Origin of the sequence: Blautia massiliensis (ex Durand et al. 2017), from assembly GCF_001487165.1 — a bacterium.
Lineage (GTDB): Bacteria > Bacillota > Clostridia > Lachnospirales > Lachnospiraceae > Blautia_A > Blautia_A fusiformis.
On record NZ_LN913006.1, the window covers coordinates 1,656,166 to 1,681,159 of the forward strand.

The 24,994-nt window shown below is 42.4% G+C and carries 21 protein-coding genes and 2 pseudogenes; 1 reads left to right on the top strand and 22 read right to left on the bottom strand.

Going from position 1 to position 24,994, the window contains the following annotated elements; translation table 11 throughout:
- Positions 1-57 precede the first annotated feature (57 nt).
- The 17 genes from BN3261_RS08630 to BN3261_RS08710 form a co-directional block, all read right to left on the bottom strand.
- The gene (locus BN3261_RS08630) at positions 58-2,193 is read right to left on the bottom strand and encodes a HelD family protein (RefSeq protein ID WP_059086012.1); all 2,136 of its coding nucleotides are present in this window, start codon (positions 2,191-2,193) and stop codon (positions 58-60) included.
- A 5-nt stretch (positions 2,194-2,198) separates the two neighbouring features.
- A complete protein-coding gene (locus BN3261_RS08635) occupies positions 2,199-2,519 on the bottom strand; it encodes a putative heavy metal-binding protein (protein WP_059086013.1) in 321 nt (106 codons plus the stop codon).
- Between the two features lie 182 nt (positions 2,520-2,701).
- Positions 2,702-4,540, bottom strand: a complete 1,839-nt coding sequence (locus BN3261_RS08640; RefSeq protein ID WP_059086014.1) for an ABC transporter ATP-binding protein — start codon at positions 4,538-4,540, stop codon at positions 2,702-2,704.
- Positions 4,537-6,699 carry an ABC transporter ATP-binding protein gene (locus BN3261_RS08645; protein WP_059086015.1) on the bottom strand — a complete coding sequence of 721 codons (2,163 nt, stop codon included), beginning with the start codon at positions 6,697-6,699 and terminating at the stop codon, positions 4,537-4,539. The genes BN3261_RS08640 and BN3261_RS08645 overlap by 4 nt, the downstream gene beginning before the upstream one ends.
- Positions 6,692-7,210 (bottom strand): MarR family winged helix-turn-helix transcriptional regulator, encoded by a 519-nt coding sequence (locus tag BN3261_RS08650; protein WP_227588606.1) that lies wholly within the window; start codon positions 7,208-7,210, stop codon positions 6,692-6,694. The genes BN3261_RS08645 and BN3261_RS08650 overlap by 8 nt, the downstream gene beginning before the upstream one ends.
- Positions 7,211-7,511: 301 nt before the next feature.
- Positions 7,512-7,685, bottom strand: coding sequence for a DUF4250 domain-containing protein (locus tag BN3261_RS08655; protein ID WP_110925881.1), 174 nt, complete (start codon positions 7,683-7,685; stop codon positions 7,512-7,514).
- A 288-nt stretch (positions 7,686-7,973) separates the two neighbouring features.
- Positions 7,974-10,556 (bottom strand): ATP-dependent chaperone ClpB, encoded by a 2,583-nt coding sequence (gene clpB / locus BN3261_RS08660; RefSeq protein ID WP_059086017.1) that lies wholly within the window; start codon positions 10,554-10,556, stop codon positions 7,974-7,976.
- Positions 10,557-10,800: 244 nt separating this feature from the next.
- Positions 10,801-12,018, bottom strand: a complete 1,218-nt coding sequence (locus BN3261_RS08665) for a tyrosine-type recombinase/integrase (RefSeq protein ID WP_059086018.1) — start codon at positions 12,016-12,018, stop codon at positions 10,801-10,803.
- A gap of 105 nt (positions 12,019-12,123) precedes the next feature.
- Positions 12,124-12,318 (bottom strand): hypothetical protein, encoded by a 195-nt coding sequence (locus tag BN3261_RS08670; protein ID WP_005423220.1) that lies wholly within the window; start codon positions 12,316-12,318, stop codon positions 12,124-12,126.
- A 457-nt stretch (positions 12,319-12,775) separates the two neighbouring features.
- On the bottom strand, positions 12,776-13,015 hold the full coding sequence (locus tag BN3261_RS08675) for a helix-turn-helix domain-containing protein (RefSeq protein WP_059086019.1): 240 nt from the start codon (positions 13,013-13,015) through the stop codon (positions 12,776-12,778).
- A complete protein-coding gene (locus BN3261_RS08680) occupies positions 13,005-13,436 on the bottom strand; it encodes an RNA polymerase sigma factor (RefSeq protein WP_059086020.1) in 432 nt (143 codons plus the stop codon). The genes BN3261_RS08675 and BN3261_RS08680 overlap by 11 nt, the downstream gene beginning before the upstream one ends.
- 546 nt (positions 13,437-13,982) lie before the next feature.
- Entirely contained in the window at positions 13,983-15,347 is a 1,365-nt protein-coding gene (locus BN3261_RS08685; RefSeq protein WP_059086021.1) for a sensor histidine kinase, read from the bottom strand.
- Positions 15,338-15,997 carry a response regulator transcription factor gene (locus BN3261_RS08690; protein ID WP_059086022.1) on the bottom strand — a complete coding sequence of 220 codons (660 nt, stop codon included), beginning with the start codon at positions 15,995-15,997 and terminating at the stop codon, positions 15,338-15,340. The genes BN3261_RS08685 and BN3261_RS08690 overlap by 10 nt, the downstream gene beginning before the upstream one ends.
- A 61-nt stretch (positions 15,998-16,058) precedes the next feature.
- Entirely contained in the window at positions 16,059-16,874 is an 816-nt protein-coding gene (locus tag BN3261_RS08695; protein WP_059086023.1) for a NisI/SpaI family lantibiotic immunity lipoprotein, read from the bottom strand.
- The gene (locus BN3261_RS08700) at positions 16,867-17,598 is read right to left on the bottom strand and encodes a lantibiotic immunity ABC transporter MutG family permease subunit (RefSeq protein ID WP_059086024.1); all 732 of its coding nucleotides are present in this window, start codon (positions 17,596-17,598) and stop codon (positions 16,867-16,869) included. Before BN3261_RS08700 ends, BN3261_RS08695 begins: the two co-directional genes overlap by 8 nt.
- A 6-nt stretch (positions 17,599-17,604) precedes the next feature.
- Positions 17,605-18,330 carry a lantibiotic immunity ABC transporter MutE/EpiE family permease subunit gene (locus BN3261_RS08705; RefSeq protein WP_059086025.1) on the bottom strand — a complete coding sequence of 242 codons (726 nt, stop codon included), beginning with the start codon at positions 18,328-18,330 and terminating at the stop codon, positions 17,605-17,607.
- A gap of 3 nt (positions 18,331-18,333) precedes the next feature.
- Positions 18,334-19,035 (bottom strand): lantibiotic protection ABC transporter ATP-binding protein, encoded by a 702-nt coding sequence (locus BN3261_RS08710; protein WP_026649306.1) that lies wholly within the window; start codon positions 19,033-19,035, stop codon positions 18,334-18,336.
- A gap of 179 nt (positions 19,036-19,214) precedes the next feature.
- On the opposite strand from BN3261_RS08710, the pseudogene BN3261_RS17260 reads away from it, so the two are divergent.
- Positions 19,215-19,489, top strand: a pseudogene (locus tag BN3261_RS17260) (helix-turn-helix domain-containing protein); the annotation flags it as partial.
- Positions 19,490-19,789: 300 nt separating this feature from the next.
- Here the strand turns inward: BN3261_RS17260 and BN3261_RS17715 are convergent.
- From BN3261_RS17715 to BN3261_RS08735, 5 genes and pseudogenes are all read right to left on the bottom strand, one after another.
- Positions 19,790-20,005, bottom strand: coding sequence for a hypothetical protein (locus BN3261_RS17715; protein ID WP_059086026.1), 216 nt, complete (start codon positions 20,003-20,005; stop codon positions 19,790-19,792).
- 39 nt (positions 20,006-20,044) lie between these two features.
- Complete coding sequence (locus tag BN3261_RS08720) at positions 20,045-20,260, bottom strand: hypothetical protein (protein ID WP_059086027.1); 216 nt, start codon at positions 20,258-20,260, stop codon at positions 20,045-20,047.
- Positions 20,261-20,398: 138 nt separating this feature from the next.
- Positions 20,399-20,746, bottom strand: a pseudogene (locus tag BN3261_RS08725) (TnpV protein).
- A 590-nt stretch (positions 20,747-21,336) separates the two neighbouring features.
- A complete protein-coding gene (locus tag BN3261_RS08730; protein WP_059086028.1) occupies positions 21,337-23,076 on the bottom strand; it encodes an ABC transporter ATP-binding protein in 1,740 nt (579 codons plus the stop codon).
- Position 23,077: 1 nt separating this feature from the next.
- Positions 23,078-24,832 (bottom strand): ABC transporter ATP-binding protein, encoded by a 1,755-nt coding sequence (locus BN3261_RS08735; RefSeq protein ID WP_059086909.1) that lies wholly within the window; start codon positions 24,830-24,832, stop codon positions 23,078-23,080.
- Positions 24,833-24,994: the final 162 nt, after the last annotated feature.

The following is a 24,994-nucleotide window of genomic DNA, read 5'->3' on the forward strand; positions in this document are numbered from 1 at the left end:
AGCCGGTAAGATGAAGAGACAGCTCACATTTCCATTTACAGCGTTTTGTAATGTTATTTATTCTGTTATTTCATACATATACAATTCATGCAGCGCCCTGGTTGCCGCAATATATCTGGCTCTCTGCACGATCGGACTTCTGTCAGTCCCCGGAAATACAGAAAATACCTGATCAAATTCCAGTCCCTTTGCCATATAAAACGTGGTAACAGTAAGACCTTTTTTGAAATTTGTGCTGTCCCTGTGAAGCAGTGACAGCCTTTCCTTTGTGTCAAAGCCCTCTGCTTCCAGTTTTTTCTGAAGAATATAATATGCCTCTCTCGCTTCATCTGCAGTTCTGGTGATCACCGCTGCTGTCTCGTAAGAAAGCTCCTCCCCGGTCTCAGTCCCATCTGTCTCCGAAGCCGCATTTTCCGGCATGTCTTCGTCGGCTTCCGCCACTGTCTGCTTCTCCAGTCTCAGTTCCTTTACCACACGCTCCAGTGCCTCGGTAAGCCCCGTAAATTCTTTCTCTTCCACCGGTTTTCCATGGCGTTCAAAAAGCTCCACCTCTGTGATCCCCGCAAGCTTATTCGCATAGGAAGCAATCTCAATGGTATTACGGTAGCTCTTATTCATCACGATCCTTCTGATATCCTTGCCAAAGATCTTCGGAAGGAATGTAAGCACATCCTGTTGGTCCCCATCCATGGTCTGCTCCCTATCTCCCAGGATCGTCATTTTGCATTTAAAAAGCCTCTGGATGATGAGATACTGGATCATGGAATAATCCTGCATCTCATCCACGATCAGATGGCGGACACCACTGTCTTCCTGCTGGGTCTCCAGACGGTATTTCAGATACAGAACCGGATACACATCCTCATAACGAAGCTTTCTTTTTTCGTACTGTACCTGTGGAAGCGCCGGAAATCCCTCCTGCCTCAGGAAACGATTGTATAACACATAAAGATCTCTTGTCTCATACATCCGGTAAAAACGACTCTTCACAGCATCCCTTTCTTCCTCCGGAAGGTCAAAACCCTTCAGCGTTTCCACCTCATCAATGAAATACTCTGCCACTGCATCCATTCTGGAAAGTAGCGGGATATCCATAAATTTAAAATAAAACAGTTCAATAATTTCCTGTTCTTTTTTTACTACGCCACGATGTTCTATATCCCGGAAATTCATAAGACTGTCTTCCAGTTCTGCCAGATACCCTTCCATACGGTCCAGAAAATCCCGGGACTGTTTTTCCTTCAGAAGCTCCTCATCACATAAGCCTGAGATCTGCCGCTCGATCAGATCATAACGATCCTCGCAGTCAGACACTGTATTTTTCAGTCTCTTATAGGCAAAAAGATCAAAGCTCATCTCCCGGATGTTCTCCTCACCAAGCTCCGGCAGGATATGGGAAATATAATCCGAAAATACTCCGTTGGGCGAAAGTACCAGCACAGAAGAGGATTTCAGATTCTTTCTGTCATGATAAAGGAGATATGCGATCCTGTGCAGGGCAATGGAAGTCTTTCCGCTTCCTGCAGCCCCCTGGATCACCATGATCCTGTCCGAGGTGTTTCGGATAATGGCATTCTGCTCCTTCTGAATGGTTCGGATAATGTTTTTCAGCTGTACATCTCCGTTGCTTCCAAGCTCTGCCTTCAGGATCTCATCATCAATTTTCACATCGCTCTCGAACTCGTAGATCATTTTTCCGCCACGGATCTTATACTGCCACTTTGCCGCAATATCTCCATGGATCTCACCCAGCGGGGCCTGATAGGAGGCCGGTCCTTTGTCAAAATCATAGAACAATCCGGACACCGGTGCCCTCCAGTCATAGATCAGAGGCAGACCACCGTTTTCCTCCGCAAGGTTTGCGATACCTATATAAAAGATCTCCGGCTCATCATCACCTTCATAGCAGAAATCCACTCTGCCAAAAAATGGTGAATCCATCATCTTACGGAATCTGCGGCGCAGCTCGATCTTTTCATTGCTGGCATTGATCTCATGGAGAAGTGCCTGCTGGTTATCGAAATTTTCGTAGCCATACTGGTCCATCTCTGTGTAGTTTTCCCAGTAATACTCGTGCATTCCTTCGATTTCTTTCTGACCAGCCTCTATGGAATCATCCAGCTGTGTGATCCGGTGCCGCAGAGTTCCTGTTACATGTGCAAGATATTCCCGTCCGTTTTTTACTGCTGCCATACGCCTTAATCCACCACTACCGCTGTTCCGCTTGCTGTAACCATCAGCATGCCATTATCTGCGCCAAGTACCTCATAATCAATGTCCACGCCAATCACTGCATTGGCGCCCATTGCTCCTGCCCGCTGTTCCAGTTCTTTCAGTGCCTCTTCCCTGGCCTTCTGAAGTTCTTCCTCATAACAGGCACTTCTGCCGCCAAAGAAATTCCGAAGACCCGCGCCAAGATCTTTCATAAAATTTACTCCTGAGATCACCTCTCCAAATACGATTCCTTTATATTCACGGATTGCTCTTCCCTCTACCGATGGTGTTGTCGTTATGATCATGGTAAAATCCTCCCGTTTCTGTCATTTTTCATGGACACTCCAGGATTATTTCCGAAAACATGCTCCGGAGTGTTTATTACAGAATTATACCCGAAAGCGGAACAGATGTATAGAGTAAAAAAGCGAAGCGGACATTCGAAATCCGCTTCGCACCTTTTAAATAATAACGATTGATCTCAGTCTCACGCCTGAGCCTCTTTTTTCTCGAACTGACTGTTATACAGATCCGCATAGAAGCCCTTCCGTGCCAGGAGCTCTTCATGATTTCCCTGCTCAATGATATCTCCGTCCTTCATGACAAGAATCAGATCTGCATCCTTAATGGTAGAAAGTCTGTGGGCGATAACAAAGCTGGTTCTGCCCTTCATCAGGTTATCCATAGCCTTCTGGATCTGCATTTCTGTTCTTGTATCAACGGAAGATGTGGCCTCATCCAGGATCAGGATCTTATTGTCTGCCAAGATCGCTCTTGCAATGGTAAGCAACTGCTTCTGCCCCTGAGAAACATTACTGGTCTCCTCATCCAGGACCATCTGATAGCCGCCGGGCTGCTGCATGATAAAGTTATGGATATGGGCCGCTTTTGCTGCTGCGATCACCTCTTCATCCGTTGCGTCCAGTCTTCCATAGCGGATATTTTCCATAATGGTTCCGGAAAACAGCCAGGTGTCCTGCAGCACCATTCCGAACATCTCACGGAGATTGCTGCGGTTGAAGTTCCGGATATCATGTCCGTCAACCTTGATGCTTCCGCCATTTACATCATAAAAACGCATCAGCAGCTTTACGATCGTCGTTTTTCCTGCACCTGTAGGTCCTACAATGGCGATCTTCTGACCGTCATGCACATCTGCGGAAAAATCATTTACAATGATCTTATCCGGATTATAACCGAATTTCACATGCTCAAACTGTACATTTCCTTCCAGTCCCTCAATGGAATCCGGGTTCTCCGGCTGAAGCTCCTCCTCCGGCTCCTCAAGAAATTCAAATACCCGCTCAGAAGCTGCCGCCGAAGACTGCAGAAGGTTTGTAACCTGGGCGATCTGCTGGATCGGCTGTGTAAAGTTACGGATATACTGGAAGAAGGACTGGATATCTCCAACCTCGATAGTTCCTTTGATGGCAAAAAGCCCTCCGAGAAGTGCCACCATCACATATCCCAGATTTCCCACAAACTGCATGATCGGCATCATCATCCCGGAAAAGAACTGTGACTTCCATGCAGACTCATAAAGCTTCTGGTTGTCATGCTCAAATTCCTTCAGCGCATCCTGCTCTTTGTTGAATACTCTTACCACATCATGGCCGCCGAAATTTTCCTCAACCTGACCATTTACTTTTCCCAGATACTCCTGCTGTGCCTGGAAATATTTCTGGGAGTGTTTCATTACTTTATTAATGATAAGCATGGAAACCGGCAGTATCAGCACTGCTGCCAGTGTCATCCACACGTTGATGGAAAGCATCATGATAAATACACCGATCAGTGTTGTTACGGATGTGATCAGCTGTGTCATGCTCTGGTTGATGCTCATCTGCAGGGTATCCACATCATTTGTCACCCTGGAAAGGATCTCACCGTTTGTTCTGCTCTCGAAATAATTCATTGGCAGACGGTTGATCTTCTTTGAAATATCCTTTCGGAGATTGTATGTAACATCATTGGAGATCCCCGTCATGACAAATCCCTGGATCAGGGAAAAGCATGCACTTGCCACATACAGTCCCAAAGTCCACAGAAGGATCATTCCAATCTTACTGAAATCAATACCGCCTGTACCGTTTACCTTGGCAACCAGACCATTGAACAGCTCTGTGGTAGCTTTTCCAAGGATCTTCGGGCCTGCAATATTAAACGCTGTACCTGCAACTGCAAAGATAAACATCAGGATAAAACGGAATTTATATCTGCCCATATAGCCAAAGAGCTTTTTCATGGAGCCTTTGAAGTCCTTGGCCTTCTCTGTTGGCTGCATTCCGTGTCCGCCCATCGGGCCTCTTCTTCTCTGCTGACTCATGCCAATTCCTCCTCTGATAACTGACTCATGGCAATCTGGCGATATACCTCGCAGGATTTCATCAGCTCCTTATGGCTTCCGATCCCTGCCATATGTCCATCGTCCAGTACAAGGATCTTATCTGCATTTAAAATCGTACTGATACGCTGTGCCACGATAATGGTTGTTGCTTCTTTTGTATGTTCTTTCAGCGCTTTTCGAAGTGTGCTGTCTGTTTTGAAATCCAGTGCGGAAAAGCTGTCGTCAAAGATAAAGATCTCCGGATCCTTTGCGATAGCTCTGGCAATGGAAAGCCTCTGCTTCTGTCCACCGGAAACATTGCTTCCTCCCTGTGCGATCGGAGTCTTATATCTCTCCGGCTTGGTGTCGATAAACTCCGTAGCCTGTGCAACCTCTGCTGCTTTTTTCACTGCGTCTTCCGAAATCTCTGTCTTTCCGTAACGGATATTGGAATCAATGGTTCCTGAGAAAAGTACACCCTTCTGCGGAACGTAACCGATCCTGTCACGGACATCCTTCTGTGTCATTTTCCGGACATCCACACCATCCACCTTCACAGATCCTTCTGTTGCATCATAGAAACGCGGGATCAGATTAATCAGTGTACTCTTACCGCTTCCTGTACTTCCGATGATCGCTACTGTCTCACCTTTTTCTGCCTTGAAGGAAATGTCTGTGATAACATTCTCTCCTGCCTCCGGATATGCGAAGCTTACATGATCAAATTCTACAGTACCCTTCACATCCTGGGAAGGCTGTACCGGATTCTCCGGATCCTGGACACTGACTTCTGTCTCAAGCACCTCGTTGATACGGCGTGCAGATACATTTGCTCTCGGCAGCATGATAGACATTGCTGTGATCATCAAAAATGACATGATGATCTGCATTGCATACTGGATAAATGCCATAACATCACCAACCTGCATACTTCCGCTATCTACCGCATAAGAACCGCTGTAGATGGTCAGTACGGAAACTGCGTTCATGATCAGCATCATCACCGGCATCATAAATGTCATACAACGGTTTACAAAGAGGTTTGTCTTCGTCAGAGTGATATTTGCATCCTCAAAACGCTCCTCCTCGTGTTTCTCCCGGCTGAATGCACGGATAACCGGAATACCGGTAAGGATTTCTCTTGTTACCAGGTTCAGCTTATCTACCATGGTCTGCAGGGCTGTAAATTTCGGCATTGCGATCCTGAACAGCATTGCCATAAATGCCATGATCAGTACAATGGCCACCCCAAGGATCCATGTCATGGAGGAATCTCTCTGAAGCACGCGGATCACACCACCGATTCCAAGGATCGGCGCGTAAAGCACGATACGGAACATCATAGCCATTACCTGCTGGATCTGCTGGATATCGTTCGTGCATCGTGTGATCAGGGATGCTGTTGAAAACTTATGGTACTCTCTGCTGGAAAAACCTATGACTTTGTTATAAACCAGTCCACGGAGATCATGTCCCATAGATGCAGCAACTCTGGATGAAAGAAATACCACACATACTGCAGCCATCATGGTGACCAGTGCCATCAGCACCATGCGGATACCTGTTGCTTTCATGTAATCCATCTGTATGGCATCCACATCTTCACCCATGGCTTCATATTCTGCACGAACATAGGAAACACCTGCCTGTGTGATGATGGATTCCTGCATCTTGTCGATCTTTTCTCCGACCTGGTCCTTCATAGCAGCCAAAGCCTCTGCCGGCATCTGAGAAAGAGCCGCCAGTGGATCCGTCCCTTCCGGGATTCCCATTTTTGCAAGAGCTGCCTTTGATTCCTCACTGTCGGACGTCAGAGTAGAAACGATCACCATCGGTTTGCCGAAGATATCGTTGAGTTCTTCTCTGTCTTCTTTGGAGATTTTATCCTTTAATACCAGATCATCTCCCTCTTCCTCATAAAATCCATCCACAGTTTTCGCATCATCCTCTTCCATAAACAGCTTCAGACTGTCCATGGACGTCTTTCTGATCTTCTCAGGAACACTGTCTTCAATACCGTTCTGCTGAATTCCCACATTAATGATATTTGATGTGTAATTCGGCAGAGACAGATCACAGTATGCCTGAAGAAAAAGAAGCGCAATGATGAGTACGATGTAACCTGCAGATCGTTTCAGATATTTCATCAGTTTAATCACGTTTCTGTTCCTTCCTTTCTGTCATTTCATCCGGATGAAGCTTTTCTATGGCTTCCTCCGGCTGGATCTTTTCAATATTTACAAGGATCTGCTCCAGAAATCTCCGAAGCAGGCACTGTTCCGCCTCACTGAAGCCTTCCATCATCACAGCCTCATTTTTATGGATCCGTTCCAGTGCTTTTGCCTTGATTTCCTTTCCCTTTTCTGTCATGTAGATCCTGGTCACACGCTGATCCTTTTCATCCGGTTTCTTATAAAGAAAGCCTGCTTTCTCCAGTCTCTGTATCGATACATTTACCGTAGGCGGCTTGATATGCAGGATCTTTGCAATTTCCCGCTGACTCAGGCCATCCCTTCCGGACACAAGCCCCAGAACCGGGATCTGTCCCGGATAAATCCCAAGCTCCTGCATCTGACCAAAGCATTTCGTCATAAAATGACGGTCTACCTTCATAAACAGAGATAAAAAACTGCTCTGCCTTTCTTTCTCATCTTCCTCCTTACAAAACACGCTGTCACTCCTCTCTCATCCGATCAGACACCTGCTCTTTGTTAATGATATACGAAGCAGTGATCTTCTTTTTTAATTAGTCGGCTAACTATATATAATATACATCTGCACAAAAAATGCAATTGATTTTTGTGAATTTTACACTTTTTTAAGATTTACAGCTTCTTTAATTTCCACCTAAAATCTATTAATTAATTTGTTAAACTAATTTATTTTCTGCTGTTTTTCCTATTTTTCCACAAAAAAATACCCGCTTCGTTTTTTTATTCGAAACGGGTACTTCTTTCTGTTCCTGATTTTCTTATACAAACTGATTCACAGCCGGATCATAAGCATAATCGATCATGTCAAGCTTATCCTCCAGTTCTTTCCTGTCAAGTCCTCTGTCCTCGCAGAAAGCATTCAGGGAACTGTAAAAATCCCTCAGCTGCGTGTTCACATAGCTTAAAAGCATTACCGGGTCCTTTGGTATCATAATCTGTTTCCATCCTTTTATCTGATATTTATCCAATATCCCAGATGCTGCTGTATAGCTGTCTGATCTGAAATATCAGATTTACTATCTTACCAATTTTATTTTTTGTCAAGAGCCAGTAAAAAAATTTTTCAGGATTTTTTATTTCTTCAGTATCTGATAAAAATATTCCATTCCTTGTCCCAAAAAAAGAACTGCCTGGTTCCGATTTTCATCCTGAAATGGATTTCTATCAGAACCGACAGTTCTTTTCCTTGTCAATCTATCATAACTTTATGGAGTTATTTTTTACTTCGTGCTGACGGTAAACGCTCCATCCTTCACATCCAGCACAATGGTATCTCCGGCATGCACATCACCGGAAAGGATCTTCTTGGCCGTCAGTGTCTCCACATAATTCTGGAGATAACGCTTCAGAGGACGTGCGCCGTAAACCGGATCATAACCGTTATCCACTACCATCTGTTTGGCAGCATCTGTAAGCTCCAGAGAAAGCTCCTGGTCAGCCAGACGGTCGCTGAGCTCTTTGACCATAAGATCTACGATCTTACCTACATTATCCTTGGTCAGCGGCTTGAACATGATGATCTCATCCAGACGGTTCAGAAATTCCGGACGGAAATGACCACGAAGATCATTCATAACCTGTTCCTGTGCCTCCGGTTTGATATCTCCCTTCTCGTCGATACCGTCAAGAAGGTACGGAGAACCAATGTTGGAAGTCATGATCAGGATCGTATTCTTAAAATCAACCGTACGTCCCTGTGAATCCGTGATACGTCCATCGTCCAGTACCTGCAGAAGTACATTGAATACATCCGGGTGAGCCTTCTCGATCTCATCAAAAAGAACAACACTGTACGGTTTTCTTCGAACGGCCTCTGTCAGCTGTCCGCCTTCCTCATATCCGACATATCCTGGAGGCGCTCCAATCAGACGGGACACGGAATATTTCTCCATGTATTCACTCATATCGATACGGACCATATTCTGCTCATCGTCAAACAGTGTGGCAGCCAGAGTCTTGGCAAGCTCTGTTTTACCAACACCGGTTGGTCCGAGGAACAGGAAGGAACCAATCGGCTTTGTGGGATCCTTGATTCCGGCTTTGGAACGAAGGATCGCATCTGTTACAAGACGAACACCCTCATCCTGTCCTACTACACGTTTGTGCAGCTCATCCTCAAGGCCCAGCAGCTTGGTTCTCTCACCTTCTGTCAGCTTGGTTACCGGAATACCGGTCCATCTGGAAATGATACGAGCAATCTCATCATCTGTGACAGCCTCATGTACCAGGCTTCTGTCACTCTCCTTAACCTGCTTCTCCTCAACTTCCAGCTGCTGCTGAAGCTTCGGCAGCTCGCCGTACTGCAGCTCTGCTGCTTTCTCCAGATCGTAATTCTGTTTTGCTTTCTGGATCTGTTTATTGATATCCTCGATCTGCTCACGCAATTTCTGAAGCTTCTCTACGGAATGCTTCTCATTATCCCACTGAGCTTTCTGGGTATTAAAAGTATCTCTCAGCTCTGCAAGTTCTTTCTGCAGATCAGCCAGACGCTCTTTACTTAAGTTGTCAGTTTCTTTTTTCAGGGCAGACTCTTCAATCTCCAGCTGCATGATCTTACGTCTCTGCTCATCCAGCTCTGTAGGCATGGAATCCAGCTCCGTCTTGATCAGCGCACAGGCCTCATCAACAAGGTCGATTGCCTTATCCGGGAGAAAACGGTCTGTAATGTATCTGTGTGAAAGTGTGGCAGCTGCAACCAATGCACTGTCTGTGATCTTAACACCGTGGAATACCTCATATCTTTCCTTCAGGCCACGGAGAATGGAAATGGTATCTTCCACTGTCGGCTCATTTACCATAACCGGCTGGAAACGACGGGCAAGTGCAGCATCCTTCTCAATGTACTGTCGGTACTCATCCAGAGTTGTTGCTCCGATACAGTGCAGCTCACCTCTGGCAAGCATAGGCTTCAGCATGTTTCCTGCGTCCATGGCGCCGTCTGTCTTACCTGCACCCACGATCAGATGAAGTTCATCGATAAACAGAATGATCTGTCCTTCGCTCTTCTTCACTTCCTCAAGTACCGCTTTCAGACGTTCCTCAAACTCACCACGATACTTGGCACCTGCAACCAGCGCACCCATATCCAGGGCAAAAATCTTCTTATTCTTAAGACCTTCCGGTACATCTCCTGCCACAATACGCTGTGCCAGTCCCTCAATGGCTGCTGTTTTACCAACGCCAGGCTCACCGATGAGAACCGGGTTGTTCTTGGTCTTACGGGAAAGGATACGGATAATATTACGGATTTCCATATCACGGCCGATCACCGGATCAAGCTTCTGATTCTTCGCCTTCTCCACAAGATCCTCACCATATTTATTCAGAGTATCATAGGTTGCCTCCGGGTTGTCACTGACAACTCTCTGATTTCCTCTGACTGTAGATAATGCCTGAAGAAAACGCTCTCTGGTGATTCCAAACTCATTGAATATTTTCTTCATGCTCGGGCTTGGATTCTTCAGCATAGAAAGAAAGAGATGTTCAACCGATACATACTCATCTCCCATAGCCTTCGCTTCATCCTCTGCACTGACCAGTGCCTTGTTCAGATACTGGCCAAAGTGAAGCTGTCCACCGGAAACCTTAACTTTGGCATCCAATGCTTTCTTTACTGTGTCAATAAAATATTCCTTCTGGATTTCCATCTTCTCGATCAGCTTGAGGATCAGGCTGTCCTCCTGTGTCAGCAAGGCATACAGAAGGTGTTCCTCTTCGATCTCCTGATTGCCATATTCATAAGCAATCTTTTCAAGATCCTGGACAGCCTGTACGGATTTCTGTGTAAATTTACTGATATTCATAGGCTTTCCTCCTATTCTATGAAAAGCATTTCCAATATTCGCATACTGGAAATGCTGTGCTTTTTTCTTGTTCTAGGAGAACTATAACACCGTTTGTTAGCACTGTCAAGAGGTGAGTGCTAATATTTTGAGATTTTTTTTGCAAACCTTGATTTTACGAGGTTTGCAACACTTTTTCTTCCTTATAATCATCACTTTTTCTTGATTTGACACCATTTTGACACCAATTTTTTTATTTTTGGTGTCAACTAATTGCTACGCTTTCCAGCCTTGTGATTTCACTCTCAATTCTGGACATCTCACTTACATGGTTATATACGTCCATTGTTACATCTATGTGGGCGTGTCCCATAATATATTGAAGAACTTTTATGTCTATCCTCTTTTCTGCCATTCTGGTACAAGCCGTATATCGCATAATGTGAGCGGATACCGTTGGTAACAATTCAGCATTTCTATGTTCAGTCTTTGCAATTTGAACTTCTTTTTTGTTATATGCGTCTACAATATTATATAAGATATTGTTTATTGCACTAGGCATGAGCGGTCTGCCGGACTTTGCCATGAAAATGAATCCTTTATAACCGTCTATCTCAACATCTTTTCCTTTTTGAAGCATAAAGTTTAATTTCTTTTGTTCTTCAAATGCTCTTTGTACATCTGATGTCATAGGGATATTTCGGATTCCAGAATCCGTCTTTGGCGTGGAAATATGGAATTTATAGCCATCTCCTAAATCTTTATAAATCAACTGATGGTCAATACTTACCGCTTTTGTTCTGACATCTACATCTTCCCAAGTCAATCCAATCAGTTCTCCGCACCTTACACCAGTTCCTAACATGATTCTGAGCATTGGATAGTAGGTGTTGTATACTTGATTATTTTTCACAAATTCCAGCATTTTTTCCTGTTGTAAAACTGTTAAGGCAATACGTTCTTCTGCCTGTCTACCATAATCACTGATAGAAAACTTTGCCGGATTCTTGCGGATAATATCATCATCAACAGCCATTTCCAGTGCCGGATAAATCATATTGTTAATAAATTTTATTGTAGAATATGCGTATCCCGCTTTAGAAAGTTTTGAGTAAAACGATTTGATGTGTGATGGTAAAATCTGAACAACCTTGATGTTTCCAATTTCGTCTTTGACACGATTCTCCCATGTTTTCAGATAATTTGCTCTAGTAGATTCTTTCAGCTCCCCAGTGGACATATATCTTTCAAACAATTTATTAAGAGTAAGTTTTTTGATTGCTCCATCAGTTAAAATGTTATCTTCCAAGTCTTTTGCAATCTGCTTTTCCTTTTCCCTTAATTCCGGTAAATCCTTTGCATATACTGTCAGACGTTTTCCGCTTCTTATATCTGTATAACGGTAACTGTATCTACCATCTTTACGCCAGCTTTCGCCCTCTCTTAATTTTCTTCCTTTATGGTCTTTTCTGCTATTTGCCATGAGAAACATTCCTTTCTGTAATAGCCCCCTTTTTTGTTCTCATGACGTGGTTATGTCTATAAATATTATACCATATATCACAAGAAACATAAACGAAAAAGGGTGTTATTCTTCCAGATATGAGAGGTAATTTTTGACTTTTTCTACCGAATAAAGAACCCTACGTCCAATCACAATTTTTGCTCCTGCCTGTTCTCCAATCTTTCTTGCAGTAGCATGACCACAAGATAACATTGCAGATAATTTATCTATATTTACCGTTATCGGCTGTGAAGTTGGTCTTTCTTTTGTTTTGTTCATCTGTCAGTCCTCCTTTTACCGACCTGTATTATCGTCATTTTCTGCACACCAGTAAAAGTATCACTCTCCTTTACCATGTGCTTTTTATAAGCAGTCAGACGGCTTCGGCAAGCTCCGCTGGTATCTCAACCATTCCCATTCCTGTGGGCTGAACCGTGTCATACGGGTGTATCATTATCCTGTGTTGCAGGTCATGGCAGAACGACTTTTCCAACGGTCGCTCCCAGATCATTGCATGAATCGCTATCTCCCGATTTGAAAAGTCACGGCGTACAATCTCTGACGGCTCACTGCAAGCACAAACGTATCTGACTACTTTATTCACTTGTCAAAGAACTGTTAGGCTCTTGTCAGCCTGTATCAATTCATTTTTACAAATGGACTGATACAGAATGATAAGAAAAAGCGGAACAGGAAAGAGGGGAGTTTGTTAAATCATGCTCCGCTCAAATATTACTTAATGTTCGTCTATTTCAAATTCACATATCATTTTCAAAAGGGCTTCTCTGATACGTCCCTTTAATTCCATATCAACCACAATGTATACGTTGCCGTATTCATCGTAGAATGGGCGTAAACAGCATTTTGATATGTACGCTTCATAGAACAGCAACAGCTTCTCTATGGCGTTTTCGTTACCGTCTACGGCTGATGATATGAGGTAGAAAGATGGAAGTGTATGTTGCTTATTCTTCATCTTGTTTTTTCTCCTTTAATTGTTTTCTGATTTCTTCAAGTGAATTTCTTCTGTGCCTGTATGATGTACTTCGGTTGATGTTCAGCTTTTCGCCTATCTCCGAATCACTCATATCCAAGAAGAAAAACATCAATACAATGTTCCGGCTCTGCTCCGGCAACTGTTTCAGTGCTTCTGCAAGTTCTTCATCAAGTACACGGATTTCTATACCGCACACATCGAACGTTGTATATTCACTTTCGTAATCGTCCCATACAATCAATTTTTCAACAACAATCTCTGGAAGCTCACAAAAGGATACTTCCTTTGCCTGTCGTCTGGCTAATTCCTTGCGGTAATTACGGACAATTCCTTTCACAACTTTTTTGAGCTTACAGTCGAACTGACACTGTATCGTCTTTTGGAAGTCTGACGGTTTCACAATCACACCCCCTTTCCGCTATGAAGTGAAAAGTATGTATCCCTCTTTCCGCACCATATCTGTACAGCAGGGTGTGATTTGTTGCAGAATCAAAAAAATTCTTTATGTTATAAAAAAGACAAAATGCGTCTGCTCGCAGAACGCAAGTAAACGCATAGGAAATAAAAAAGCCAGTATATTGAATTGTCAGTTCGTATTTATAGTCGAAATTACCCGGAGAGGGAGCTACGCTTTTTTTAATTGATGTAACTCATGTACACTATGAATAACCAAAACAGACACGGTAAATCAACCTCCAATCGGCTACCGTGTCCCTGCAAGTCGTCATAGGTTTGTGTAAACGCAAAGAAACGGCGGCTCTGAAAATCAAAGTCGCCGTTTCATACGCGCATGAAAATATGTCTGCTCCACGACGGCTTTTTTTCTTTTGCCGTCGTCCGGCAGATTGCATTTTTATTCTTTACTTATATGCTATATGTTAATTTTGTGGATTTCATAAAGATTTGAAAAATAATGAGCGATACCGCAGTACCGCTCACCAAATTTCTAATATGGAATTTTGATAATAACCTGTGCGCCGCCAGTCTTTTTAGAATTGCTTAAAACAAGCTGCCCGCCATGTTGCTTGATAATGCTGCTTGTGATATAAAGTCCCATACCAAAGTGCATATTAGAAGTACGGCTTTTGTCGCCCATGAAAAACTGTTCCTGTGCATGATGTAGGGCCTCCGGTGTGAAGCCGCCTCCCTCGTCCGTTATAGATATATGTAAAAAGCAGTCCGTTTTTTGCACCGTTACATAAATTGTCCCCTGTGGTGGAGAATAGTCTAACGCATTGCTTATCACATTCATAATTGCCCGTTCCAACAGCAGCTTATCCGCCTTGAGTGTGCCCAGGTTAGCCCCCGTTTCCAGTTGCAGACAAATTCCTTTGGTAAGGCATAAAGAGCTTGCCTGCGCTTTAATCTGGCCCATGTAATCAGCTATATCAAATTTCTCCAAATGAAGCTGATACCCGGCGATTGTCCGGGAAATGTCAATTAACGCTTTAATATAAATGCCTATCTGTTCGGAGCTTTCAGTAATGTAACCCGCATATAGACGTTGTTCGTCGTCAAGCTCCGTTTCATTTATCAAATCAATATTTCCTTGAATGACGGTCAAAGGTGTTTTCAAATCGTGAGCGAGTGCTGCAATCTGTTCTCTCTGTAACTGTTCCGCGTTCCATTGCTTCTCTAAAGATATTTTCAGATTATCTTTCATATTTGCAAAAGAACAAAGTACGTCCTCAAATTCTTTGATTTTTGAATGTTCCACTTCAAAATCAAGATTTTGTTCTGCTACCTGCCTTGTCGCTTCAAAAAGCGGAGAGAGCTGCGTCCGCATATTTTTTGCAAACTTCGCTGTCAATATCACGCATACTGCAATACAGTTGATTGCTATAAAAATATAAAGCAGAATTTCCGGTGAGGGCAAATGCTCATAAAGCCATTCATTTGTAAACTGTGAACCTATGTAATATTGCAGCACTACATATTCATTTTTGCGGGTCACAAACAAATACTGTTTGTTGAGGTTTGAATTTATCTTCCCGGATATTGCGTATTCCATAGCCCGGTCCAAATCGTCGCCCTCTAAGGTCGTTTCCGTCACTTGATAGTTTTTATCCAGCACCAAATATTTACAGCCCATAGGAAGCTGCACATCTGCCAAATCCGGCGTTGCGGCAATAACAGGAGCAAGATCTTTTGTGCAGCGTTCTGAATAATCCGCATAGGTAATAAGCCCTGTACTGGTTCCAGCTAAAATAAGACTAAATGGTATTGCCACCGCACCTATTAGTCCAATCAACAGCATACATAAGAATTTCCAAAAAGACGCTTTCAGTGATGTTGTTTTTTTCATTCCCATTTATACCCAATCCCCCAGACTGTCGCTATCGGCTGAATATCCAGTTTGTTCAATTTTGACCGGATATTCTTGATATGAGTAGAAATCGTAGAATTATCACTGTCGCCCTCTAAGCTGAAAACAGCTTCGTAAATCTGTTCTTTTGAAAATACCTGTCCTTTATTCCTTGCAAGATATTCACAAATCAGATATTCGCTTTTCGTTAAGGCAACAGGCGTGTTATCTACCCGTAATTCTTTTGCAGATAAATCAATTTTTATGCGGTCAAAGGTAATTGCGGTATGTCGTTCCCTACGTTCACGCCGTAAGTGGGCGTTTACTCTCGCCCGCAATTCTGCAATACGAAATGGTTTTGTCAGATAGTCGTCTGCTCCCAGACCAAGCCCAAATGTGATGTCATGCTCCATTGTCTTTGCTGTCAGAAAAAGAATAGGACAGTCTACAAGGGAACGAATTTTATCACAATAGGAAAAGCCGTCTACATCTGGCATCATAATATCCAGTATAATCAAGTCATATCTGTTCAGCTTATCAAGCGGTACCTGCGCGGCAGAGGTATAAGCGGTCACGAAATGCCCATCCTTTCGCAGCCCGTTTTTGACAAGCTCTAAAATAGCCCGTTCATCATCAATCATAAGGATCGCCGCCATATTGTTGCCTCCTTTCGTTGTCCTTTTTAGTATAGCACAAGCTCCAAGGGCAGGAAAGTTGTCATTGTCGCTTTGCAATATAGTAGTTATCATTTACATTGACCGCAACCGCTTCCGCTTTATCGGTTCCGTAAATCTCATAGACATCTGTGTAAAACCAAGACTCTCGCCCCTGTCCGCCATTTTTCCCGTACCAGTCAATCTTGCTTAAATCTTCTTTTGACAAAGGGATTTTCGTTTCTGTATCGAATGTAACACTTTCAGCGAGAATATCAATGTAGCTGCCTAATTCATCATCTGATACCATATCAGACGTTACTTGATAAACCGTCCCGCCCCAAAGAAGCTGTGTCGCATTTTCTGGATTGACTTCAAAGCTGTCATTTATAGATTCTTCTGTTTTCTTAAAATCAAAAACAGTATCGCTATCTTTGACATTTTCACTGATAACAGCTTTATGATACCCTCCGTTTACATCTACAATAAGATAATCGTCTGCGTTAGGAGCCGCATATACATTGAGAAAAGGAATAATGTAAGCGGCTTCTGGTGCTTTCTCCGCCAAATCCGCTAAGGATTGAAAAGTTGCCGATTCAACATTTTCTTGCAGCAATATTTTTCCGTTCTCGTCTATGGCGGCAAGCTGCCGGATATATCCAATCCATTCTCCAAGCCCGCCATTTGATACGGTATCTGCCAAAATGGTGTAATTGTTACCTTTATAGGAAAAACGTGTTACATTTTCCGTATTCAAATAGCATTGTTCCTTGCCACTGGAATATTCTTCGATTCTGTCCTGTAAAGTACAGCCTGCAAGAGAAAAGCATAAAACAAAAGCAAACAGAAAGACGATAACCATTTTTCTATTTTTATTCATAATTTTTCCGTCCTTCCCAATGAGAAAACCACAATAAGGTCAGCAACAAGCCACCTGTCGTTAATGCTGCAATCCATATTTTTTCCGTTCCATAGTTGAAAATTTGTCGGCTCAAAATATCCTGTACCCAATTCATAGACCATGCAAAGGGGATATACCGGGCTAGACCTTTCAGCTCAATATTGCTATATAAGATACATTGCAGACTTTCAAACACGCCCCAAAACAGGGATAACCCTAATCCAAATTTGAAGCTAAGGAACAGGTGCAAGATGTATATTATAAAATTACAAAAGGCCATCCCGGCGGCGGCTCCAATGAGCATTCCGAGCTGCACTGTATCAGCCATTCCCAAAAGATGTATGCCAATCACAAATAACAGGAACAGAAAGAACAATGCAAATACCCCCGAACCATAAAGATAAGTTAATTTTGCAAGCATATTTTTGTGTCTGTTTGGTACAGCAAGCAGCGTTTGGAAGTGTGAAGCCTTTTCTTCCAGTGCAACGTTCAGACCAACAATAACGCTTATCAACAACGGAAAAAACGTTGTAGTAATTTCCAATATCATTTTGAGCTTTTTACTGTCTGCGGTGCTGGCATACAGGGAATAGTAAGCAAGAAATAACAATGCCCCCATAACGGGTACACAAAAATGAATAGCCCAAAACGATGTATGCTTCGTTTTTTCCTGTTCAGAACGAAGCGCATAAATAAAACCCATTTCTGTCTACCTCCCTTTGGAAAAATCCTTTGCGTCGGCATAGGATAAAATAAGAAACAAGAGTATTGACAACAAAATGGAAATCATAATGGCTATAGAAAATCCACAATTCCCCGCATAAGTTCCGTTCATTTCAATTCCCATAAGTGGCTCTGCCAGTTTTGCTGCCCAACAATACGGTACAAACCACCATGCTATTGTATTTCCTAATGCGGTAGCAGTAGATAGGACAATCCCAAGTATTGTATTTAACACAATCGGCACAAACATTCCCGTTTTGCGTGCTAAGTACAGACACAAAGGGATTTGCCAGACAGACGCAAGGATAATTCCGATACTTCCTGTAATGCTGTGTAAAAGAGAATATACTGCCGTTACCGGAGCAATGATATTACTGATAGAAATAAGCAATGCTAAAAATATCGCTGAAACAAGCAGTTTTTCGACTAAGATAATGCACTTAGCAAATTCAAATCTCGAAAGGTTTACAGGCATAGAAAATACCGAATAGTATTTTCCGGCGTTTTCTTCTTTTCCGTGTGACAAAGAACACAAAATTGCGATTGCTCCCGGAAGCAAGAACGCATACCACCAGTAAAGCGTCATGTACTGATACCCCATATATCCACCCATAATCCATGCAAAAATAGCCGTAATTAGCGGAACAATGAAAATCAGTTTGTTCGATATTGTCCTCTTGAATTTCAAATGTTCTGATTTTAGATAGTCCATGCCTTAACCCTCCCTGTGATTGCTTTTTACAACGTCCATAAAAAGCTGTTCCAAATTTTCGTTTGCATTAAGTTTCCCCTCATAGCCTAAGACACCGCCCGCAATAATGCCGATGTGGTCAGCGGTCTGTTGTACCTCGGAGAGAATATGACTTGATAAAATAACGGTAATACCCTTTGCAGGAAAGGAACGGATAAGCTCTCTAAGTTCTTCAATCCCAATCGGGTCAAGCCCGTTGGTTGGTTCATCAAGTATGAGCAGCTTCGGGTTGTTTAGTAATGCAACTGCAATTCCAAGACGCTGTTTCATACCAAGAGAAAACTGTCCGGCTCTTTTCTTGCCTGTTTCCGTCAGCCGGACGATTTGCAGCACTTCGTCAATCCGCTTATCTGTCAGTCCTAAAATAGTAGTCCTTACTTTCAGATTTTCATAGGCGGTCAAATTTTCATAAAGCGGCGGCATTTCAATTAACGCTCCAATATGGTTTAAGTCGCTGCGTTTCCATGCGTGGCCGTCAAACTCAATACTCCCAGATGTGGGTCTCAAAATACCTGTTATCATTTTGAGTGTTGTAGATTTTCCGGCTCCATTTGGTCCTAACAATCCATAGACGGAATTTCTTTCAATGTTCAGCGATATGTTATTTACGGCTGTCTGCCCGTTGAACGATTTGCAGAGATTTGTTGTTTTCAAGATTATACTCATATTTTGTACTGTCCTTTCTTTTGATTATGCTAAAAGGATAGCTACAAATTTTGAAGATTTAATAAAGAAAATAGAATTTCCCTGAATACATAATGAGAAATATTGGGGTCAATGATAGGAAATATATAGACACATCCAAGAAGAGAGGGGAACAGTAAAATGTAACTGGGTGAATGAATATGGCAAAAAGACCAAGACATAAAATAGACTTTAGCCCTTATGGGGCAGCAATCAAAACAGCGAGGACAGGACAGAAAGAGTCCCGCAATAAGGTAGGTAACGAAATTATCTTTCTCCCCGTTATCTCGCTAATATCGAGAATAACGGGCAACATCCGAGCCTTCAAATCTTTTTTGAACTTATGCTTCGTTACAATATATCCGTAGACCAGTTTCTTTTAGATACGCCCACCGGAAAAGATACAAAGTGGCGGCAGCTTGACGCTCTCCTTGATGATATACATTTCTGGAAAAACTGCTTTTTCACATCTGCTCCAAACAGCATACCGTACCCCAATTCGCTGATACGCCCAAGTCCCACACGGAAATTGAAGTTATTGCAACTATATGTCGCCAAACGAATTCGAACGAGTGTATGAAAGAACGCACACTGAGGCTGAGCTTCTGGCAGGTTAAAATGGGGAGAAATTTCTCATTTTAACTTGTACTAAATCTTGACATAGGACCATAATATATCCCCAGATCCAGAAATATTGATTTTCTTGCATATCATCAATTTCTCTTTTTGCTTTACTTCAGGCTTTTTGAATTTCCAGCTCAGCACGTTTCTTTTCGTTACAGGCTTTGGATTCTGCCTGTTCCATCTTTTTCTCTGTTTCTTTTTGTTTCTTCTGTGCTTTGTCTACTGCCTCAACAGATGATTTATTTACCTGTATCTGTAATTTAGAGTTCTGGTCCCGAACGTCTTTTATTTCTTCTTCGAGCAGCTCTTGCTCGCTTCTGCTCTTCAAACCGTTTCTGTTCCTCAAAGCCACATAATGATAGGCACACTAGCAACTTCCAGTAAACTGAATAGCTCTCATTTCTTCTATAAAGGAATCTACACTGAAATAATATCCGTCATCTTCCTGCACCAGACAAAGTGCCTGATAACCTGATATCACAATATTCAACGCAATATCCTGATTGTCCACCAGAAAAATATAGGTCTGTGCTGTCCCTTCTGGATTGGTTTCCATATAATGCTTCAAAAACTTCCTGTTCAAACTTATCACTTCCTTTCAGGCAAAGAAAAAGACGCAAGCCATATTTCTATGACTCACGCCTTTCTCTGCACTTATTTACTTTACAATGCCTATTAGTTCCAATTCGCTACGCACTGCGTATCCTTTTAGAACTTACATTTATACATAAATCAATTCCTTGAGAATAATCTCTTCCGCAATCGCTTTGTGTTGATTAGCAGCTCTTACCCATGCCATTTAATCTGCTTTTTTATCCGGCAGTGGTTCTTTTTCTTCCAACTGTTTCAGAATCATTTCTTCCCGTTCTCTGGCTGCCTTGTCCACTTCCAGAAGATGCTTTCCAATCGTATCCTGCAGAAGCATCACCTGATACGTTGAATTTCGATGGTTCTTCAGATAATCTCTGCGAAGAAAACCATACTTGCCAAGTTGCTCCATCTGCTCACCGGATTTATAGGTGAGATTCGGGATCAGATATCCATTTACATTTGTATACGTTATATAAATAGGACATTCGCAATCCGCTTTCGCTACTTGCTCATGAACGCAGTTGCTTCGCTTCCTGCATTCATTTTATTAGCACTCTCCATTTCTCATCATTTTTTGACCACAAATTTACGACATTTACGACAAATCTGACACTGCTTTACAATACCAGACAAAATGACTAATGCCCCGGAAATCCTGTAAAACAGGCACTTCCGGGATACACAAGACAGGACAAAAATCGACTTCCATTATCAAGAGGTGAGTGCTAATTTTTTTACAAAGAATTTCGCCCGTAAAATGAAAAACTAATTTTCATCTTTAGCCCTTTATGTTCTTTTGTTGGAAGGTGTTTCTTTACGAGCTCAAGTTTCAACTCCTTACTATACTGTTTCCTAGACATAAAAATATGCTCCTCATATGATAGATTTTTGGATATTTCCATTGTCTACCATATGGGGAGTATATCAATCCAACGGTTTTCAGTGCTTTTTTCATATTACTTTATTGAATATCCCTCATTCTGCCTATATAAGTGAAACTTAGCGAAACTTAAATTAAATCTCTTTCAGACAATTCAATTTGGATATTCACCAACTGTGGATTATTTCTCAGTGCACCAGTTTCCAACTTACCGCCTGCTGCCTTGCATCCACAAATCTCTTATAAATACCTTCCTGTTTCATTAATTGCTCATGTGTTCCCTGCTGTGCAATTCTTCCTTTTTCAACAACCACAATCTGGTCTGCATGTCTGACTGTTTTTAATCTGTGGGCAATCATAATAATCGTTTTTTCCTTTGTAAGTGCATCTACTGCATCCATCAGCTCCTTTTCATTCTCCGGATCAACATTGGCTGTTGCCTCATCTAATATAACGATTGGTGCGTCCTTCATGATCGCTCTGGCTATGGAAATACGCTGCTTCTCACCACCGGAAAGTGTGGCTCCTCCTTCTCCGATCACTGTGTCATATCCATTCGGAAGTTTGCTGATGAAATCATGACAACATGCTTTCTTCGCCGCTTCCACCACTTCCTCATGACTTGCATCCTGGCGTCCGAATTTAATATTATTCTCAATGGTGTCTGCAAACAAATACACCGACTGAAACACAAATGAGAAATTACGCATCAGACTGTTCATGCTGTAGTCTTTTACATTCACACCTCCAAGTGTCACTTCCCCGGAATCCACATCCCAGAACCTGGCAATCAGATTGCAAAGTGTTGATTTTCCTCCACCAGATGGTCCAACGATTGCTGTCGTCGTTTTCTGCGGAATAGAGAGCGATATATCATCAATGATCTTCCGTTTGTCATAAGAAAACGAAACATTAGAAAGTCTGATATCGTAATTTTCCGGCTGTATTTCTTTACCGTCGATATCCATGGTATCCAGCTCCAATATTGCATTTGCTTTATCTACACATACGCTTACCACATGTAAAAGAGATGAATAATTCCCTGCACATTCCAGACTGGCATAAAGCATAAATGCTGAAATTGTCATACCGATCGCATAGACCGCACTCATAGTTCCATTAATATAAAAATATGCACTGCATGCTACGATCACAGCACCTGTAATTTTGGTTATCACACTTTGCAGAAAATGATAGGGCACAAACAGCATTTCCATCTTTGTATTGATCTTTTCACATGCTTCATTTGCATCATTTAATCTTTTCGCCTGTTTCCCAAGCAAGTTATATGATTTAACTTCTGATATTCCCTGCAGATACTCCATGATCTGGTTTACAAGCTCCGTATCGCATACCACTTTTTGCTCTGAATCTTTTTTACCCGCATTCTGCATCACAGAATTGACCCCAAAGAAAATAAGTACTCCTGCTGCAGCTATCAGTCCGATTCTCCAGTCAAAAAGAAACAGCATAAGAATGATCATGGATGTTTCCAGAATTCCCTGCATGGTCAGCATAACCACTCTCGCAGCTACATCGCCAAGTGTTTCCATTGTATTCGTCGTAATAGAAGAAATTTCCCCGATGCTGTTGGCATTAAAATATCCCATCGGCAAATAACGCAGATGTTCTGCAATCTTGATTCTCATAAAAGCACTCGCATTATATCCGCCTTCTGTCTGAAGCACTGTGGAGTATCTCTTACAGATGACATCAACTACAATTGCAATCACCATGATCGCAATTGAACCACCAATATATTTTCCTATTGGTTTTCCACTCATCAAACCAATCAATATGTACATAATAGCCGGTATCTTCATTGCTGAAGCGAGAGCCTCTATAAGTCCGATCACTATCGACAGTTTAAATTTATTACCATTTTCCCTGCCTGAAAAACGAAAGAATTTTGCCAGAATCCCAAACATATCATTCTCCCTCCTTCACCGTATCTTTTACAGAAATATGGGCATTCCACATTTCCTTATAAAGCGGGCATGACACCAGAAGTTCCTCATGTGTGCCATGTACTGTTACATTTCCATCATTTACAACAAAAATCTGATCACTGTCCTTAATGGTAGATAGCCTGTGTGCAATTACGATCAGTGTCTTCCCTGCTACCAGTTTTGCGATAGAATTCTGCAGAATCGCCTCGTTTTCCGGATCCGTGTAAGCAGTTGCCTCATCAAGGATCACGATCGGAGCATCCTTCAGCATCGCTCTTGCAATGGAGATACGCTGTCTCTCGCCTCCTGACAGATGTCCTCCTGCACCCCCTACAACCGTATCAAATCCGTTCTCAAGCTGCATGATAAATTCATAGCATCCGCTTTTCTTTGTCACCTCGATGATCTGTTCATCTGTAGCCTCCGGATTTCCCTGCCGGATATTTTCACGGACCGTTTCATTGAACAGATAATTATCCTGTGCAACATATGCAATTTTCCGATTAAAATCTGCAAGCGACATTTCTTTGACATCAACTCCACCGATTTTAATACTTCCGGAATCCACATCCCACAAGGACGCAATCAGCTTTGCGATGGTCGACTTGCCGCTTCCGGAAGGTCCTACGATTGCATTTACCGTTCCTGCTTTCAGCTCCATAGTTACTCCATGCAGAATCTCTTTGTCGTGATAACCAAATCTGACTTTTTCAAGCGTAACGGAATTATCTTTGGGAGCTCTTTCACTTTTCTCCGGACGTTCAAGCTCCGGCTGTTCCAGAATTCCCGCCACTTCACCGACGATTACTCCAATTTTTCCAAGATCATCTGTGTAAGATCCCACTGTAATCAACGGTCCAACGATTCCAAGTGATAAAATAATACAGATGACAAAATCAGGAACCGCAAGTGTTCCATTCGCTACATAATGTGCCCCCAACGGCAATACCGTAAGAAGCGTATAAGGTGTGACCACCATCATCAGTCCATGAAAAATCGAGCACCGTTTCATCCAGGAAATAAAGGAATCCGCATATTCAAAAGCCGCCTTTGTAAATTTGGCATAAGAACTTTCTGTCTTTCCAAATGCCTTGATTACTTCAATTCCGTCAATATATTCCACTGCCGCATCATTCAGATCTTTTGTTGTCTGAACTGTTCTTTCAAAACTTGACTTATAATCCAGCATCATTCCAAAATAAGAGAAAAGTCCAACGATAACTGGAACCAAAGACCAGAGTGCCAGTCTCCAGTCTGTCAGAAAGAAATAAATTAAAATCACAACCGGCGCCAGCAGATTTGACGTGAATTCCGGGACAATATGCGCCAGTGTTGTCTCGATACTGTCGATTCTTTCCACCATGATATTCTTAAATGTGCCGGAGGATGTATCCTTTACATAACCAAGAGGTACCCGTGCCAGTTTGTCACAGCAGGATTTTCTTATATTTGCGAGTACTGCAAACGTCGCTTTATGCGACAATGCTGTCGAGAGTGAATGAAGCAGTTCTGCAATGATAAACGATAATGCAATCAGAACCGCTTTTGCAAGATATATTTCAAACTCCTTTTCACCATTTAAAAACAGCTTTACTACATCTGCAATAATAAAATACGGCAAAATCTTAAAAATCACATTTCCTATTGCAAGTAACACACTCCACACATAGGCAATTCTTTTTTGTCCGGCCCACGTCAGGATCCAGTTGACTGCCGACTTCTTTTTTTCTTTCACATCCATTCACTCCTTACTTTCGTTTTATTGTTAGTTCTATCTAACTTATGTATAATAAAACAGGCGGCCTATTGGCACCAGCCACCTGATATTATTATCCTGTCGGATTCTCGTTCAGAAATCCAGAACATGCAACACATACATTCTATTCCGGATTCTTAC

What these genes read in the sequence shown, in the direction of transcription:
- BN3261_RS08630 (WP_059086012.1), bottom strand. Translation starts at nt 2,193, where the DNA reads ATGGCAGCAGTAAAAAACGGACGGGAATATCTTGCACATGTAACAGGA.
- BN3261_RS08635 (WP_059086013.1), bottom strand. Translation starts at nt 2,519, where the DNA reads ATGATCATAACGACAACACCATCGGTAGAGGGAAGAGCAATCCGTGAA.
- BN3261_RS08640 (WP_059086014.1), bottom strand. Translation starts at nt 4,540, where the DNA reads ATGAGTCAGCAGAGAAGAAGAGGCCCGATGGGCGGACACGGAATGCAG.
- BN3261_RS08655 (WP_110925881.1), bottom strand. Translation starts at nt 7,685, where the DNA reads ATGATACCAAAGGACCCGGTAATGCTTTTAAGCTATGTGAACACGCAG.
- clpB (WP_059086017.1), bottom strand. Translation starts at nt 10,556, where the DNA reads ATGAATATCAGTAAATTTACACAGAAATCCGTACAGGCTGTCCAGGAT.
- BN3261_RS08665 (WP_059086018.1), bottom strand. Translation starts at nt 12,018, where the DNA reads ATGGCAAATAGCAGAAAAGACCATAAAGGAAGAAAATTAAGAGAGGGC.
- BN3261_RS08670 (WP_005423220.1), bottom strand. Translation starts at nt 12,318, where the DNA reads ATGAACAAAACAAAAGAAAGACCAACTTCACAGCCGATAACGGTAAAT.
- BN3261_RS08675 (WP_059086019.1), bottom strand. Translation starts at nt 13,015, where the DNA reads ATGAAGAATAAGCAACATACACTTCCATCTTTCTACCTCATATCATCA.
- BN3261_RS08685 (WP_059086021.1), bottom strand. Translation starts at nt 15,347, where the DNA reads ATGGGAATGAAAAAAACAACATCACTGAAAGCGTCTTTTTGGAAATTC.
- BN3261_RS08690 (WP_059086022.1), bottom strand. Translation starts at nt 15,997, where the DNA reads ATGGCGGCGATCCTTATGATTGATGATGAACGGGCTATTTTAGAGCTT.
- BN3261_RS08695 (WP_059086023.1), bottom strand. Translation starts at nt 16,874, where the DNA reads ATGAATAAAAATAGAAAAATGGTTATCGTCTTTCTGTTTGCTTTTGTT.
- BN3261_RS08700 (WP_059086024.1), bottom strand. Translation starts at nt 17,598, where the DNA reads ATGGGTTTTATTTATGCGCTTCGTTCTGAACAGGAAAAAACGAAGCAT.
- BN3261_RS08705 (WP_059086025.1), bottom strand. Translation starts at nt 18,330, where the DNA reads ATGGACTATCTAAAATCAGAACATTTGAAATTCAAGAGGACAATATCG.
- BN3261_RS08710 (WP_026649306.1), bottom strand. Translation starts at nt 19,035, where the DNA reads ATGAGTATAATCTTGAAAACAACAAATCTCTGCAAATCGTTCAACGGG.
- BN3261_RS08730 (WP_059086028.1), bottom strand. Translation starts at nt 23,076, where the DNA reads ATGTTTGGGATTCTGGCAAAATTCTTTCGTTTTTCAGGCAGGGAAAAT.